Annotated in this window: 13 protein-coding genes and 1 pseudogene; 10 read left to right on the forward strand and 4 right to left on the reverse strand. The window is 58.5% G+C overall.

The genetic code is table 11. The features are described from left to right. Nucleotides 1–153: 153 nt before the first annotated feature. Nucleotides 154–372: pseudogene (locus DYZ14_RS12435) on the forward strand (DinB/UmuC family translesion DNA polymerase); the annotation flags it as partial. 363 nt (nt 373–735) lie between these two features. Here DYZ14_RS12435 and DYZ14_RS12440 read toward each other — a convergent pair. Together DYZ14_RS12440 and DYZ14_RS12445 are read right to left on the reverse strand one after the other, a co-directional pair. Further along, a complete protein-coding gene (locus DYZ14_RS12440; RefSeq protein ID WP_003551724.1) occupies nt 736–882 on the reverse strand; it encodes a DUF1127 domain-containing protein in 147 nt (48 codons plus the stop codon). Nucleotides 883–1,051: 169 nt separating this feature from the next. Further along, nucleotides 1,052–2,032 carry a 3'-5' exonuclease gene (locus DYZ14_RS12445; RefSeq protein WP_154720974.1) on the reverse strand — a complete coding sequence of 327 codons (981 nt, stop codon included), beginning with the start codon at nt 2,030–2,032 and terminating at the stop codon, nt 1,052–1,054. Nucleotides 2,033–2,385: 353 nt separating this feature from the next. Here DYZ14_RS12445 and DYZ14_RS12450 point away from each other — a divergent pair, with 353 nt between their 5' ends. Further along, nucleotides 2,386–3,426 (forward strand): IS110 family transposase, encoded by a 1,041-nt coding sequence (locus tag DYZ14_RS12450; protein ID WP_154720975.1) that lies wholly within the window; start codon nt 2,386–2,388, stop codon nt 3,424–3,426. 291 nt (nt 3,427–3,717) lie between these two features. Here DYZ14_RS12450 and DYZ14_RS12455 read toward each other — a convergent pair whose 3' ends face one another. Next, the gene (locus tag DYZ14_RS12455; RefSeq protein WP_154721131.1) at nt 3,718–4,608 is read right to left on the reverse strand and encodes a LysR family transcriptional regulator; all 891 of its coding nucleotides are present in this window, start codon (nt 4,606–4,608) and stop codon (nt 3,718–3,720) included. A gap of 76 nt (nt 4,609–4,684) precedes the next feature. On the opposite strand from DYZ14_RS12455, the gene DYZ14_RS24575 reads away from it, so the two are divergent. The 8 genes from DYZ14_RS24575 (at nt 4,685) to DYZ14_RS12495 (ending at nt 13,974) form a co-directional block, all read left to right on the forward strand. Then, complete coding sequence (locus DYZ14_RS24575; RefSeq protein ID WP_154720976.1) at nt 4,685–5,026, forward strand: helix-turn-helix domain-containing protein; 342 nt, start codon at nt 4,685–4,687, stop codon at nt 5,024–5,026. A 309-nt stretch (nt 5,027–5,335) separates the two neighbouring features. Continuing rightward, nucleotides 5,336–5,515 (forward strand): YhhA family cyclophane-containing RiPP, encoded by a 180-nt coding sequence (yhhA, locus tag DYZ14_RS12465; protein WP_154720977.1) that lies wholly within the window; start codon nt 5,336–5,338, stop codon nt 5,513–5,515. Between the two features lie 15 nt (nt 5,516–5,530). Beyond that, nucleotides 5,531–7,678, forward strand: a complete 2,148-nt coding sequence (yhhB, locus tag DYZ14_RS12470) for a cyclophane-forming radical SAM/SPASM peptide maturase YhhB (RefSeq protein ID WP_154720978.1) — start codon at nt 5,531–5,533, stop codon at nt 7,676–7,678. Nucleotides 7,679–7,680: 2 nt separating this feature from the next. After that, the gene (locus tag DYZ14_RS12475) at nt 7,681–8,670 is read left to right on the forward strand and encodes a hypothetical protein (RefSeq protein ID WP_154720979.1); all 990 of its coding nucleotides are present in this window, start codon (nt 7,681–7,683) and stop codon (nt 8,668–8,670) included. Continuing rightward, on the forward strand, nt 8,663–9,151 hold the full coding sequence (locus DYZ14_RS12480; RefSeq protein WP_154720980.1) for a GNAT family N-acetyltransferase: 489 nt from the start codon (nt 8,663–8,665) through the stop codon (nt 9,149–9,151). Before DYZ14_RS12475 ends, DYZ14_RS12480 begins: the two co-directional genes overlap by 8 nt. A 21-nt stretch (nt 9,152–9,172) precedes the next feature. Beyond that, the gene (locus DYZ14_RS12485; protein WP_154720981.1) at nt 9,173–10,288 is read left to right on the forward strand and encodes a glycosyltransferase family 2 protein; all 1,116 of its coding nucleotides are present in this window, start codon (nt 9,173–9,175) and stop codon (nt 10,286–10,288) included. A gap of 178 nt (nt 10,289–10,466) precedes the next feature. Next, nucleotides 10,467–11,537 carry an AAA family ATPase gene (locus tag DYZ14_RS12490; protein WP_170117301.1) on the forward strand — a complete coding sequence of 357 codons (1,071 nt, stop codon included), beginning with the start codon at nt 10,467–10,469 and terminating at the stop codon, nt 11,535–11,537. After that, entirely contained in the window at nt 11,443–13,974 is a 2,532-nt protein-coding gene (locus DYZ14_RS12495; protein WP_154720982.1) for a S8 family peptidase, read from the forward strand. Before DYZ14_RS12490 ends, DYZ14_RS12495 begins: the two co-directional genes overlap by 95 nt. 78 nt (nt 13,975–14,052) lie before the next feature. Here the strand turns inward: DYZ14_RS12495 and DYZ14_RS12500 are convergent. Then, nucleotides 14,053–14,834, reverse strand: a protein-coding gene (locus DYZ14_RS12500; protein ID WP_226623038.1) for an IS5 family transposase whose coding sequence is annotated in 2 segments (ribosomal slippage) — nt 14,053–14,504 and nt 14,504–14,834 — 783 coding nt in all. Because the reading frame shifts where the segments join, the coding sequence is not laid out codon by codon here. Nucleotides 14,835–14,935 lie beyond the last annotated feature (101 nt).

The following is a 14,935-nucleotide window of genomic DNA, read 5'->3' on the forward strand; positions in this document are numbered from 1 at the left end:
CAGCCTAACATTCCGACAGGGTTTGTCGCGCAAAAAATGGCCCTATTGCGTGGCCAGTTTGCCCCGCGATCACGGTGAGCGGAAATCATGTGTTTCCCGTCACCTGCAAAATGCCCTTAGCGTGTATTAATGTAGAAATGACCACAGAGCCCCGTGACGGTCAAAATCAAATATTCGGATTTCAGCCAGGCAACACGCAGCAGGACCGTGTCCGGATCCGTTTCGGACATCGACGTGATCCTGGAGATTGCAGAGACCCTGCTCGCCTCGGTGTTCCCGTTCAAACGTCCGGTGCGGCTGCTCGGGATTACCCTTTCCTCGCTCAGCACGGAAGACAGCGGGCAAGAACCGCAGCTCGCTCTCGGCCTATGATGCGACGGTCCTGAAAACGAAAAAGCCTGCCGCGGGAGGAGGTGCGGCAGGCTTTCCGAAAAGAACCAAACAACGGCTGGGAGGGGGAGTGCCGCTGTTCCGACAGACGCCCCTTGGGAGGAGGAGTGGGCCGTCTGAATTCGAAGCTCTGCGGGAGGAGGTGCATCGCTTCGATGAAAACCAAGATACCCATTCCCGCCGCACATTAAATAGACTTTGCTGCAGCGCAGCTATGCGAAAAATGCACGACCTAATCCTGATAAGAGCGATCTCCAGCACAGCGCCTCGTGGCAGGCCAGATACAAAAACGCCCGCGTCATCAGCGGGCGTCGTGTCATTCAGGATAGGCCGGGAAAAAGCCGCTTAGCGAGCGACCGACTGGCGGGCAACGCTGTGGATGTCGGCACGATTGATACCGAGGTCCTGCAGTTCGCGCGAGCTCATCCGGCCAAGTTCGGTAACGGTCTGACGGTACTTGCGCCAGTTATTGAAGGAGCGTGCTACGTTCATGATGATCCCCTTTCGCGAGGCCTCTTGACGCCAGCAACCTTGCTTCGGTTCCAACGTCGTTTCGATGATTGGAATATAGGTTCCTGGCCACCGTCGATAAGGCACAGGTTCTCAGGTCGGCCATGCGTCCCAAGCATGGGTCCAATCAGAGACGAGCTGAAGGGGGCTATCAGGCCCGGAACCGGTCGGAGGCGGTCAGTCGTTTGATTGGAGGATCGGCGTCTGGATAGCGGTAGATTTCGGCCCTGAGATAGCGGAGTTCATCATCGAGCGCTTCTTCTCCAACCTCGATCCACCAGGATTTCGGGCGGCCGTCGCTACCGTCAGACCAGCGATAGCCTCGCGCCTTCAGGTGATCCTTCATGTCGAAGGGGCTGTTCTCCGCAAAGATCCGGACACGCGACCTCTGGCTTACTTCATAGAGCTCGGCGAAAGCGGTGGAAGCCGTTCCGTCCACCTCGCGATCCAGGACCTCCAGGAGCGCGAAACAATCATCGACCGCGCGATGACCTTCATGAAAATAGCCTGCCTGCCCGATCAGATATCCGAGCTTGGTGCCTTCATATCCCCGCGACGACCAGTCGATCTCGGAGTTTGAGCAAGCCCAGGCCTTGCCGGAAAACAGGTGAGAGAACGCCTCGCAGAATGGCCGGTCGAAACCGGCATTGTGGGCGATCAGCAGATCGGCGGGCTCGACCAGCGTCTGTAATGCCACCATGTCGATCGACTGCCCGGCGACCATGTCGTCGGTGATCCCGGTGAGCCTGGTGATGTCGGAAGGAATCGAAACGCTCGGCTGCTGAAGCCCACCGTAAATCCCGGTCACGTCACCAATGCGTCCTGTCGCATCGAAGGTAAAAGCGATCACGCCAATCTCGATGATCTCATCCTTGCGCGCATCGAGGCCCGTGGTTTCGGTGTCGAGAATGATGCCGTTGAGGGGATATTCCGGACGCCGGAATGGCGCGATCGCGCGCGGCACGAGTTTCGTGAGGATGCGGTAACGGCCCGTCTCCAAGAGATGTCGGACCATATCGACTTCACTCATGGCGACGGCATTCCGTTCGGGCTTGGGGGTCTTGGAAATGTCACGCGGAACCACCCGGTCACGGGCAGCCTCGTCCGAAAACATGTCGAATTGTTCTGCCATTCCTGTGGTCAAAGCCCCGCCGCCAATATTTCTCCTTCAAAACACGACGCGATCGGCAGATCAACCTTGCTGGTAGGTGTGCGATTTCAGCCAACGTGGCGAGCAATGGCAACAATCACGCTGTTTCACCCAGTGACAGCGATTCGGCCCCTAGGCAGAAGCGTCCAGAACAGAAATGGGCATACCAGCTGTAGCAGGCACTGCGAAAGCCGTTCGCCTCCCGCAAGACCGGTTAAAAGGGTTGCCGCAGGAGGTTTAGCATAGCGACGGCAACGCCGAAAACCGGGACCGACATGGGATAATTGCGGTCAGTGCTATGCTGCCGCCGTTTCAACCAACTCGGGGAGCAAGTCATGGAACAGTTCGTCGGACTGGATGTGTCGCAGGACATCACGCATGTTTGCGTCATTGGTAGCGATGGCAAGATTGTTTGGCAGGGTACCTGCCCTTCAACGCCGGAAGGGATTTCAAACGCCGTCAGAGCTAAGGCTTCGAATGCGATCCGCATTGGACTTGAGAGCGGGCCGCTATCAACCTGGCATTGGCATGCTCTGAAAGCCGAAGGGTTTCCCGTCATCTGTCTCGACGCCCGCCATGCAAAGGCGGCACTGAACATGCAGATGAACAAAACCGACAAGAACGACGCCCACGGCCTGGCACAAATCGTAAAGGCTGGCTGGTATCGGGAGGTCGGCGTTAAAAGCCTCGACAGTCACACAATCCGTTCCATGCTGGGCGCTCGCGCTCAACTCATCGCCATGCGGGTTGAAGTCAGCAACCAGATCAGAGGCATGCTCAAGACATTCGGCATTGTTCTCAGGCGGCACGATGGGCTGTCGTTCGAAGCGTTGGTGAGTGAAGCTTGCGAACGAGATATCGGGCGTGTCAGCCACACGGTACGCACGCTACTCGCGGTTTACATCGGTCTGAAGGCGCAGATTCTCTGTTTGGACCGTGAACTGGCGCGTTACGCCAGGGGAAGTGCCCTGTGCCGGCGGCTGATGACCATTCCGGGAGTTGGGCTGTTGAGCGCGATCGCGTTCATCACCGCGATCGACGATCCGGTCAGGTTTGCGAAATCCAGCAGCGTCGGAGCTTATCTTGGTCTGACGCCCCGTCGCTATCAGTCTGGCGAGATGGACCACAACGGCAAGATCTCCAAGTGCGGCGACCCTCTCGTTCGTGCCTACCTGTTCGAGGCCGCCACAACCTTGCTAACCCGCGTCGGAAGATGGTCGGCCCTCAAAGCCTGGGGTCTGCGGATCGCCAAGAGGAGCGGCATGAAGAAGGCGGCCGTAGCTGTCGCGCGAAAGATGGCCGTCATCATGCACCGCGTATGGACAACCGGAGAGACCTTCCGGTGGACGTCGACACCAGAGCTTGAGGCCTCATAGAAAAGGCTACTCAACCAGATCCGTCGTGTGGCGGAGCACTGTCCCTTGCCGGGACGCAGCAGTGGTAATCCCGCGGGGGCTGTTGCGAGCTCACTTGAATGGGCCGCGCGACCGACATTGGGAACCACCGCATCCGATGCCATGATGTGGCGAGCACCTGTCTCGACCACGGAGAGAACTATGAACCGGCAAGAACAGTCAGCTGAAAAGGGGTTGACCTGGGGGGCGCAATTAGAGAACAGCCCCCGGCGCGCGGGACCATAGGAGGGACCGCCAGGGACCACCCTTCCCTCACCGCCCCGGTCGTGCAAGCGACCGTGCAATGTCAATGATGTCGTCACGCGCTGCTGTCGGGTCTTCCTTGTTCCAGGCAACCCCGAGCCCGATCCTGAAATCGATGCCCCGCACCTTCTTCAGCACAATGTCGCGATCGGGAAGCTCAGAAGTCCATTCCGGAGCGAACCCCACTCCAAGCCCGGCCGACACCAGCGAGATCAACGCGAAGGTGTCGTCGCAGGTGTAGGCGACATTGCCGGTCAGATCATGCTCATCGAACTTCTCGGCAAAGTACCGCTCCGTAAAGGAGAGGTTCTGCCGCTTGAACCCGATGATCTTCTGGTCGCGCAGATCCGAGACAGAGACCTCGTCGAGATCAGCCAGCGGATTGTCCCTTCCCACCGCCAGCAGATAGCGCTCATGGGCAATGGAGAAAAAGCGCAGCGAACCGATGTTCTCGACGGGCCGGATGAAGCCGAGGTTGATGCGGCCGCATTCGAGCTGGCGGATGATGTCGCTGGTCGAGCCGTTGGAGACATGCAGGCGGATATCGGGATACTTCCGGCCGATGCGCGAGAGAAACGCCGGCAGCACACCTGTGGTGGCCGGATAGATCGTCCCGATCCTGATCTCGCGCACCGTCTTGCCGGCAACAGAGCGGGCCATCTCGGCCGAGAGCTCCAGATCGCTCAGCATCCTGACACAGCGATCGTAGAACACCTCCCCTGCCCTGGTCAGCTCCACCCGCCTCGTTGAGCGCAACAGCAGTTGCACGCCTAAGAACTTCTCCAGCGCCTGCACCTGCGTACTCAATGCCGGCTGGGCGATGTTCACCCGCATGGCGGCACGTCCGAAGTGCAGTTCCTCGGCGACGGCCACGAAGTAGGAAAGCTGGCGGATTTCCATGGCACCACATTTTGTTCCTAATTGTAACAACGTATCGTACATGGACCCGTTTGGTTTGTCATGAACAAAATGTGGTATGGAATCATTTGCAGCAAACCTTCGTCGCCGGGCAGCGCAACTTGGCATTTCCAATGCTGAGGTGGCTCGTCGGGCAGGTCTCAGCGATCGTCGATACGGGAATTACGTAAGTGGCCGGCGGGAGCCCGACTTGTCGACATTGGTGAGGATTGCATCCGTATTGGCCGTCAGCGTGGATGAACTGGTGGGCTTGGCTGATGCGAGCGAGGTTCGAACTTCTGAGGAGATATTTCAGGAGCGGATTATCTCCGCGCTCCACGCGCTGCGGAGTGATGATTTGCAGCGACTTGCCGTGATGATCGAGGCCTTGGCCTCAGAACCCCGGAACATGGCAACCTAGTCAATCTCGGGTTTCCAAACAATCGCTCGCCTTGAACGGAATCGAACCGAGAACATGTTACCGCGCCGCTCAAAACTCAGTAATATCAAAAGGGTGATAATAGCAGGCTGCGGAAATGAACTGACTTCTGATTTCACGACAAGTTCAAAGTACATGAACGTTAGCTTCCATGTCTCCAATGCTAGCGCCGCCTCGCAACTATTTCCAATGCGACGATTCAATAATTTTCAGATTGGGATTGTGCTTTGAAGGGATTGCAACTTTGCGCGAACCGTATACCTTGAATCTATTGCAAATCGGAGATCCAAGATGTCTGACGTTCTGCAGGAAGAAAAAGTCGCTGACGACGCTGTGAAGGCCTCTGTTTTGCGCAGTGAATCGATTAACCCGGCTATTCAGCGTTTACGTAGCCGCGTCCTTGCCAATGCAGAGACGAGTGAAGTCATCACTAGCTACGACCGCATGCATCATCGGCATAATCGTTCTTAGTAGAGCGGCTGTGCCGTGACCGCGCGCATTACGTCGTTCCTGGTCAAGATAGCCTCACGCTGCAATCTCGATTGTGACTATTGTTACGTGTATCACCACGCCGATCAGAGCTGGAGATCCATGCCCAAAACTATGTCTCCTGATATAAAGCGGGCGTTTGCCGACCGTCTGGCGGAATACGTGGAAGATGAGGGGCTGCGACGAGCCGTCATCATTTTTCATGGTGGCGAACCTCTGTTGGCCGGAGTCGGAAGCATTACCGACTTTGCTGAACAGTTGCGTCATGCCGTTGGCCCGGATGTAAAACTGGATTTCGCGATGCAGACAAACGGTCTGCTCATCACCGACGCGGTTCTGACAGCGCTCGACACAGCCGACATTTCGGTCTCATTGAGTATTGACGGCTCAAAGGTCGACAATGATCGGCATCGCTCCACGCGCAAGGGGCGGTCAAGCTTTGATAGGGTAATGGAAGCCTATCACCGACTAGAGGCCCATCCCAAGATTTTCGCCGGTGTCATCGCGGTGATCGACGCAAAGTCTGATCCGGAGAACCTTCTCGCTTTTTTCAACGACATCAACCCGCCGAAGCTCGATTTGCTGCTGCCAGACGCTCATCATGTGCGTCCACCGCCTGGTCGGGAGGCCGAGCCTGAGATTTATAAAGATTGGCTCATCCGCGCGTTCGACTGCTGGTTCGATCGCTATCCCCACATACCGCTCCGAACCTTCGAAGCTCTCCTTGACGTCGCGGCGGGCTTGCCCTCGGCGACAGATGCCTTTGGCTTCGGTGACGTCAATCTGTTATCGATCGAGACAGACGGCGGCTATCACGATCTGGATGTATTGAAGATCGTCGGCGATGGCATTTCCGATCTGCATGGCTCTGTGCGGGATATGGCAATTAGCGCAGCAGCTGCCTCTCCGGTAATCGAGCGGCACCGAGCTCTTCTCAACAAGGAGGGCCTCAGCGAAAGCTGTCTCAGCTGCCAGGTCGTAGACGTCTGCGGAGGTGGATCGGTACCTCACCGCTTCAGCGCCGATGGATTCAACAACCCCTCGACTTACTGCGGGGAACTCTTTGCGCTGATTTCACATGTCAAAGCGCGCCTCGTGCAGGATCTGACCGCCGAGGAAGAGGATCTGTCGAACCGCCTTTCGGAAACCTTCAATCTCAGCGAATTCGAGCGGGCGGAGACCGCCGGCCCGGCCATGGCAGTCCTTCGAGCGGATGCCGACCTGACCTATACCGAACGACTTCGTCAGGTGTTGGCTGAGCTGGAAAAGACCGGACCTGAGGCAACAGAGATCGCCCGCGAACTCGCCGGGCTTGGCGTAGATGCATTCGCACGCCTTGCGAGACGGCCCGGAATGGTCGCCTGGAGCCAAGCGTTTCTTGCGCAGGCGCGGGGCCGCCAGATACACGACGTCGACGGTAAGCCTATATTTGCCGACATCGCCTATCTCGTCGATGTCCTGAATTCCTATGCCCCAAGCGCGGCTATCAAATGGGACGTCGCACAGAACGATGCCTGGCTCAAGCTGCCATTCGGAGACCAGATCATTTTCGAACGTGAGAATGTTGCAGCGGTTGCTCGCAAAGTGGTTGAGGAAGCATTCGAAATTGTCCACAGCTGGCGTCCGGCTCTTGCCGAGGAAATGCTGCTAGCGTGCCAGGCGGTCCAGTTTGTCCGCGATCCGACAGCGGATCCAGAAAAGATCGTCTCCTTCAGCGACGATTCCGTGCCTGGAACCCTGTTCGTCTCGGTCATGCAGGACGGAAAGCTGATCGATCCCTTCGATCTCGCCGACTCGCTGGTCCACGAGCATCGCCATCAGAAGCTCTATCTGCTCGAACGCTTAGGCCCCACCGTTAGCCGCTTTGCGCCTCGGGTAATCTCCCCATGGCGGGCCGACCTTCGGCCTCCGTCAGGATTGCTTCACGCTGTCTTCGTCTTCGTTGAGCTGCATCGCCTATGGCAGCACATCCTCGCCCACGGGCCTGCCCATATGAAGGAGCGCGCAACAAGACAACTGCGCGATACCGAGCGCAACCTCAACCTCGGAGTTGCGACGTTGCGTCAATGCGAGCTGACGGAACTGGGGCGCGCCCTGACTGATGAGCTGGAGGCGGCCAGCCGCCAGGCGCCGGTCGCTGCCTGATCATGCGAATCGCGCTGGGCTCCCTTCCCTCCGAGCCCGGCGAGCGCCATGCCGCCCTTCGCGATTATTTCTGTGATATTGATGCACACGCTATCGATTGCGGCGACGGATGGGAGCTGAGCCTGGCCTGGCCGGCCGATCCGGAGCGTCATGTGGATCCCGCCCTCGCCGCCGGTCTTGCCTGGTGGGGCGGGGGTGTGCGGTATGAGACTATGTTCGCGGCACAACGCAGAAGTGGCAAGCTCTTGCGTTGCCTCTATGACAGTTGGACACTGGCGAGTTGGAGCGAATGGATGACGCGTCAGTCCGACCCCGAACGGCAGCCTGTCATCCTACATGTCGACGATCATCGCGACCTCGGATCACCGCGCCTGCGGGTCGAAACGGATGGCTGGTCCGATATGATCGGCGGCAACGCGGTTACTCTGTCGGATCCCATTTCCGTGACGAACGCCGTCACCAGCGGCGCGATCGGCATGGGAAGTTTTATGACCCCTTTCCTGCATCGCTTTCCCGGATGCGAGGTTCGGCATCTCTGCCAGCCGCCGAAGGCTCAGTCCACCAAGGTCTTCCGAATTGAGCCGGGCTTGGTTTCCGACAACCTGCTTGACCCGCTCGCCTGCCGTCCGTCCGTGGTGCTCCGAGATTTGGAGCCGCACACTGGGCCGTCGACATATCTGTTGACCCCAGACATCGAAGACTGGCTCGCTGACACGCGGGATCGGCGTTATCTTCTGCATATCGACTTGGACTATTTCAACAATCGTTATGATGGGGACAGCGATTGGTCGCTGCACGCGTCGCCGCTTGATCCACCACGAGACGTCATCATGGCACGGATCGATGAGCTGACACGCGTGTTGAGCCCACCCGATATTGCAGCCCGCATCGATGACGTCGTGATCGCCTTTTCACCTGGCTTCTTCCCGGCCGAGTTCTGGCAGGAGGCTGATCGACGCCTTGTCGACGGGCTGGGATTGAGCGATGGCTAGGACCATCGACCAGCGAGCAAAACTGGCCAATCGGCGCGCGACACCGCGACCGTCACCACGGGTCGCGAGCCGGGAGCCGGTCGCTGCCAATCAAGTCGCCCTCGTGCGAACGCCTGGAACCAAAGGGCGAGGCGGTGGACGTGACGGCGAAGCCTGGCGCATCGAGGTCGATGGCAAACGTTGCGGGACCGTGTTCATCAATCTGATCGACACGCCGCAACTGGGGCTGCATGCTTCACTGCAGATCTATCTCAATTTGGCCAGTCAGGGCCGACACATAGGACAGATTGCCTATGCCAAGGCGGTACGCGCCAGCCGCTACGACACAATCTATGCTCATATGCAGAAAGCGAACATCGCCTCGGCCCGAGCCGCCGAACAAGCCGGTTTTGTCGATGCGACAGCACCGCAAGAGCGTCAGAAAGTGATGGTTTGGCACCGGAAATCCGACGGCCAAGGAGGTCTGGCGGAAGAAACCTGAGTCTTGTGGGAGGACGCGCCGATGCTAACTTCAGTTGTCATGCCCTGTCTCAACGAGCGAGGAACACTTGAGACCTCGCTGGACTCGCTCCGATTGGGGTCCGGAGGGCACGGCAGCGCGCATGCGATCTTCATCTTGGTCGACAATGGCTCGACCGATGGCACATTGGACATGATGCGTGCCATTAAGGAACGCGCGGCACCAGGTGAAATCATCGTCTGCGAAGAACCAGTCAAAGGCTATGTGCCGGCGAGATCCCGTGGGATAGCAGCTGCTGCGGACATCGCGCGCGAGCAGAACGTCGAGGCTGACAAGCTTTTGATCATCCAGGTTGACGCGGACACCCTTTATGATCCGGGCTATGTTGCCGCCATGCAGGCCGTAGCCTCGACCCAATCGAAGAATGTGATGTTGGAAGGCACCACCCATCCACCGCATCAGTTTCTTAAAGGGCATCCGGGCTTTGTGAACCTCGCTAACGAAACGGACGCGGCATTGGAGGACTGGATAGCCGATGATAGCGCAGATGTCGTCATTGATGACAAGGTTTCCGGTTTCTTCTACTCCGCCTATTTGGACTGGGGTGGTCATCAACGGGACTATGACCGCAACGGTCACGAAATCTTTGCCGAAACATCGCGGCTTTTTCTTCGTGGCAAGCGTACCGGCGCGCAGCGTGTTCGAGTGGATACCGCATCGGCAGCACCGTCTCGACGAAAGATCCTGCGCAACCCCGTTAGACATTTCGCAACGGCCGGCTTCCCCCGCAACAATGCCTGGTGGCGTGAGTGGAACGGCCGCAATTCCGGGGTCCGGGATCTCGCGACATTCGAGGCATCGGACCCGCAACTCGCCTTGAAAGCCGCGGTCCGCACGCGGCAGGCTCATATTGTCGGTCTGTTTTGGCTTCTGCCAATGCTTGTGCAGAAGATATGCGCTCCCGGCGGCGATGATTTCAAAAGAGGTCCGGGTATCCTCGAGAGAGCTGGTCCAATGTCAAACGATACATTGAACAATCCCGGCGCACTCCTCGAACGGGTTCTGCGCAAAGTCGATGAATGGTCAGCCGATGTGTATTTTTCACCGGCCGAACTTGGACCCGACGTGAGGGATCGTCTCTATTTCACTCCGCCGTGAGAAAGGAACCGAAGCGTTGGCGGGGCAAGCGTCGCTGTCATGCCGCAACTGGCACTCACGAATTTATGTATAATCGGACGGCAATTTCGCTCGGGGGCTGGCATAGGAAGACTTTATAAACTATTTGCGCTAAGATTCGGAAAGCGAACAAACAGGAAACACTAAGTCAGTCGACGATATGGCCCGTAGCGATCTTCTCATTTCCCTTGTAAGGGCCGGTGCAGCTGGCGATCGGGCGACGCTGAAGTCAGCAGCCGAGGCGCTGGTCGCGGAAGAACGCGCAAAAAACCATCACGGAGTTGCGGACCGGCTTGAGCGTGCGCTGGCCGCGGTAACCGTAACACCGCCGGCATTAACATCAAATTCTTCGCAAGCCGGCTCTGGCAAGGACACCATTCTCGAACTCGAGCCTCGCATCCAGCTGAGCGAGCTGATGCTGCCGCTGCCTGTTGAACAGGGCGGCAGGCAACTGATCGAGGAACATACGCGCGCCGATGTTCTGCGGGCTCATGGTTACGAGCCTCGTCACCGCGTGCTTCTGTCCGGACCGCCCGGCAACGGCAAGACCTCGTTTGCCGAAGCCGTGGCCGAATCGCTGGGTCTGCCATTTTTCGTGGTGAGGTATGACGCGCTAATCGGTAGCTATCTTGGCGAGACGAATGCGCGCCTGCGCAAGCTTTTCGACTACGTGCGCACACGGCCTAGCGTCCTCTTCTTCGATGAGTTCGATGCTATCGGCAAAGAACGAGGTGACACGCACGAGACCGGCGAAATCAAGCGTGTGGTTTCCTTTCTGCTCATGCAGCTCGACCAGCTTCCGAGTTATGTGGTTGTGATCGCCGCAACCAATCATGCCGAGTTGCTCGACCGAGCGGTCTGGCGCCGCTTCCAGATGCGGCTCGGTTTTCCAGCTCCTGACCGCCAGCGTATTGAAGGATTTCTCAATCGGGTCATTTCTCAATGGCCCGATCTTCCTAAAGCAACTTCGAAGACTATCAGTGGGAAACTGGGTACCTTAAGTTTTGCGGAGGCTTTGGATTTCTGCCAAAACGTGAGAAGAAGACAGATACTGGGCTTGGGGGAGCTTTCTGTCGATGACGCTTTGCGTTCTGAGCTTGACCTCTGGGCCACACGCGTGGGACCGGAAATTCTGAATGGTGAGCGATCCGACCAGACCAATCCTGAGACTGCGTCCAAGCGCGGCGGTTCCAAGACAAATCGGCAAGCCGGCAAACATCCAGAGACCTGAGCCTTTCGCAAGGCAGCGACAGGATCAGCAGTTTACTCCAACGTTCCGGCGTCTGACCGAGGTCCTGCAACGGGATCCAACGGGGCTCTCCCTACGCGCCGATCCCACGGCGCTTGCTCCGGAAAGGCTTCTCGTCTTCGAAGTGAAAAGCGACATCGCGAATTTCGCGCGTGCCATCAACAATATTCCCGGCCTGGAATTGATCGACGAGGAAGAGCTTCCAAGCGACGAGGACAAGTCGCCCTTCGCTTATCTTCTTGTTCCTGATCTCGCCGCCCTTCGCCAGATCGAATCGTTATGGCGCAGCTGGGTTGCGGGACGAACGCTTCCAACCGGCTATACACCGTGGCGCGACGTTTTTGCCTGCCTTCGCGACCTGCGTGTTTGGGGACCGGCCGATCGAGTTCAGCCCTTGGATGCCGGTATCCTGGAGGATGAAATCGACGGGCGGGACGACGACGAGCTGATTCCCCTCGAGATCGAGCTCATCTTCCGCTCCTCGACGAACGCCGGTGTCGTGAGCGAAGCCGCTGTCTCGAACGCTGTCGCCCAGGTGGGCGGACGTGTCATCCATCGTGCCCGTATCGACGACATTGCCTACCACGCCATTCTCGCCGAAATACCGGTTGCTTCGATCCGGAGCGTCATCACTCGGCAGCCTGGCAGCCTGGCCGGTGTCGAACCGATCATGCATATCAGACCGCAGAGCCTCGTTACCGGCATCGAAGCCAATGACAGCCTACCGGCGTCCGCGCCAGCGGCGGAGGTGCAGGTGAGCCCTGCATCGATTCTTGCACTCCTGGACGGAGTGCCGGTCGCGGGCCATCCCCTTCTGAGGCGGCACCTCAATGTCGAGGACCATTTTGGTCTTGAACCAGACGCTCTGGTTGCGCAGCGCGTGCATGGGTCGGCCATGGCCTCCCTTATCATCCACGGCGATCGCAACCGGCCGGAACTGCCGCTGCCTCGCCAGATCCATTGCATCCCGGTCATGGGCAGCAATGACCGATTTCCCTCCGACCGCTTGATTGTCGACCTTATCTATCAGGCAGTGCTACAGATGCGTGGCGGCGCGCAGCCATCGGCTCCTTGGGTTATCATCGTCAACATCTCGCTTGGAAATGTCAGACGGCCGTTTCATGGTCAGCTGTCACCATGGGCGCGGCTTCTCGACCGACTGGCGTACCGGTTCGGAATACTTTTCTTGGTTAGCGCTGGAAATGTTACCTCCAGCTTTCCAATTCCGACATTCGATACGCGCGCCGCGTTCGAGGACGCTGGTCACGGCACTCGTGCCGAAGGTGTCGTTAGTGCGATAGCGGCCATCATTGCCGATCGGCGACTTCTCTCCCCGTCTGAGACTGTGAATGGTCTGACGGTCGGAGGCCGGAACCTCGATTGGGTTTCGCAGGCGGACAGGGCGTCGGCCCGCACCAACGTGAACCCATTCACCGAACTCGATACGGCCAATCCTTCAAGCGCGCTGGGTCCGGGCTTTGCAGATTCCGTCAAACCGGACATCCTCATGCCTGCTGCCCGCGAGCATCTTCGCGTTATTGGGAGCGGAGGGGGCATTATCGTCAGCCCAGCGGGCGCAGCCCGCGGCGCTGGGTTGAAGGTCGCAGCACCACCTCGGCCGGGGATAGAGGGCGGCGAAGCTTTCACCAACGGAACAAGTGCTGCCACTGCGCTTGCTTCGCGTACGGCGCACCGGATTCACGATGCATTGGAAACCGCCTATGGGCAGGAGTTTCTCCAATTGCCTGGGACAGCGCGTGCGGTACTGATCAAGGCTCTCTTGGTTCATCCGGCGCGGTGGCCCGAACACGCGGCGGCTATGGTCAAGAGGCTGATTGGACCATTTGGGCAAGGCCAGGCTTCTCGTCAGAAAGACAATATCCGCAGATTTTTCGGATACGGCGTGTATGACGCGGACGACGCAATAGCCTGCGCGTCTGACCGCGCGACATTCTGGTGCGTCGGTGAGCTTGGTCGGGAGCGCAGCGTAGACGTGGTGGTTCCCATTCCCGCAGTCTTGGGCGGCCAGGCACGTCCCCATTCATTTTGCGCGACTCTCGCCTGGTTCACGCCCGTCCTTCCAGGGCGCAAATCCTATCGAGGCGTGAAAATGAAAATATTGGCACCAGACGATCTCGACGAGCTGGCAGTGAAGGGCCACGGTAGCCAACCCGACCTGAACCAGACCAATCGCGGTACCGTCTTCACCCGCCGATGGAGCGGCGATCGGGCGGCGGTGGTCGCTGACGGCATGACGATCACTCTCAAGGTCCAGCGAGAGCCCGACCCGGGCAATCCTGTGGACGAGACGGTCCCCTTCGGACTGGCGGTTTCACTCGAAATGCCGGGCGAGCTTCGGCTATATGACCAAGTGAGAGCGCGTCTACAGCCGCGACCGCCACAGCGAGCAACTCCATGAGGCAGCTCCATAATGGTGCCTGCTTTGTCGAATCTCGAGATACTGCCTACACGTTTCTGCACAACGCTGTTTTGAGTCCTAGGTCCTGTTGACAAAGTATGGCAGCCATATCCTGGCTGCGGCCAGGGCGAGGAATGCCGAGAAGGATTTTCGTGTCTTGTCGTATCGGGTGGCGACACGTCGGAACTGTTTGAGGCGGTTGAACATCCGCTCGATGCGGTTCCTGTCCTTGTAAGCCCGGAAGTCGCAGGCAGGCGGGTTCTTTCGGTTTGCTTTCGGCGGAATGACTGGTCTGATCCCGTGGATCAGGAGTTCCTCGCGCAGGAAGTCGCCGTCATAGCCTTTATCGGCAAGGAACAGCCTCGGCTTACTGACCGGTATCGCCAGCAGGTCCGGAACTGCGTTGTAGTCCGAAGCCTCCCCGCCCGTCAGGACGAAGCCAAGAGGGCGGCCCTGACCGTCTGCTCGGGCGTGGATTTTCGTCGTAAAGCCGCCGCGTGATCGACCAAAAGCCTCCTGATAAGTCCCCCTTTAGCGCCCGCAGCCTGAGAGTGGCCGCGAACCGTGGTGCTATCGATCATGTGCTGCCAGTCATCCGTCAGCCCCAGTTCAACGAGGGTCTCAAGCAGAGCGTCCCAAACGCCCTGTTCGGCCCAACGGCGGAAGCGCACATAGACGGAATTCCACTTTCCGTAGCGCTCATGCATGTCGCGCCAGGGGCATCCGACCCGAAGAACATGAAACATGCCGTTCAGGTATCGTCGATTATCGTGCGAGGGCCGGGACTTCCTGCCACGTTCGCTGGGCAACAACCCCTCGATGATCTGCCATTCCATATCCGTCAGGTCGCCGCGAGCCAAAACCGCCTCCCAAAAGGCAGTCTTGAATCATGCTTCCGCTGATTTGGGAATCCACTTTGTCAACAGGACCTAGTGCGCAGGCTGCCGGGCATGACCCGTCT

This window comes from Ciceribacter sp. T2.26MG-112.2, from assembly GCF_900492205.1.
Taxonomy (GTDB): Bacteria; Pseudomonadota; Alphaproteobacteria; order Rhizobiales; family Rhizobiaceae; genus Allorhizobium; species Allorhizobium naphthalenivorans_A.

Coding starts and splice junctions, on each gene's coding strand:
- DYZ14_RS12440 (WP_003551724.1), bottom strand. CDS start 882: ATGAACGTAGCACGCTCCTTCAATAACTGGCGCAAGTACCGTCAGACC.
- DYZ14_RS12480 (WP_154720980.1), top strand. CDS start 8,663: ATGGCTAGGACCATCGACCAGCGAGCAAAACTGGCCAATCGGCGCGCG.
- DYZ14_RS12455 (WP_154721131.1), bottom strand. CDS start 4,608: ATGGAAATCCGCCAGCTTTCCTACTTCGTGGCCGTCGCCGAGGAACTG.
- DYZ14_RS24575 (WP_154720976.1), top strand. CDS start 4,685: ATGGAATCATTTGCAGCAAACCTTCGTCGCCGGGCAGCGCAACTTGGC.
- DYZ14_RS12490 (WP_170117301.1), top strand. CDS start 10,467: ATGGCCCGTAGCGATCTTCTCATTTCCCTTGTAAGGGCCGGTGCAGCT.
- DYZ14_RS12475 (WP_154720979.1), top strand. CDS start 7,681: ATGCGAATCGCGCTGGGCTCCCTTCCCTCCGAGCCCGGCGAGCGCCAT.
- DYZ14_RS12445 (WP_154720974.1), bottom strand. CDS start 2,032: ATGGCAGAACAATTCGACATGTTTTCGGACGAGGCTGCCCGTGACCGG.
- DYZ14_RS12495 (WP_154720982.1), top strand. CDS start 11,443: ATGGTGAGCGATCCGACCAGACCAATCCTGAGACTGCGTCCAAGCGCG.
- DYZ14_RS12485 (WP_154720981.1), top strand. CDS start 9,173: ATGCTAACTTCAGTTGTCATGCCCTGTCTCAACGAGCGAGGAACACTT.
- yhhA (WP_154720977.1), top strand. CDS start 5,336: ATGTCTGACGTTCTGCAGGAAGAAAAAGTCGCTGACGACGCTGTGAAG.
- DYZ14_RS12450 (WP_154720975.1), top strand. CDS start 2,386: ATGGAACAGTTCGTCGGACTGGATGTGTCGCAGGACATCACGCATGTT.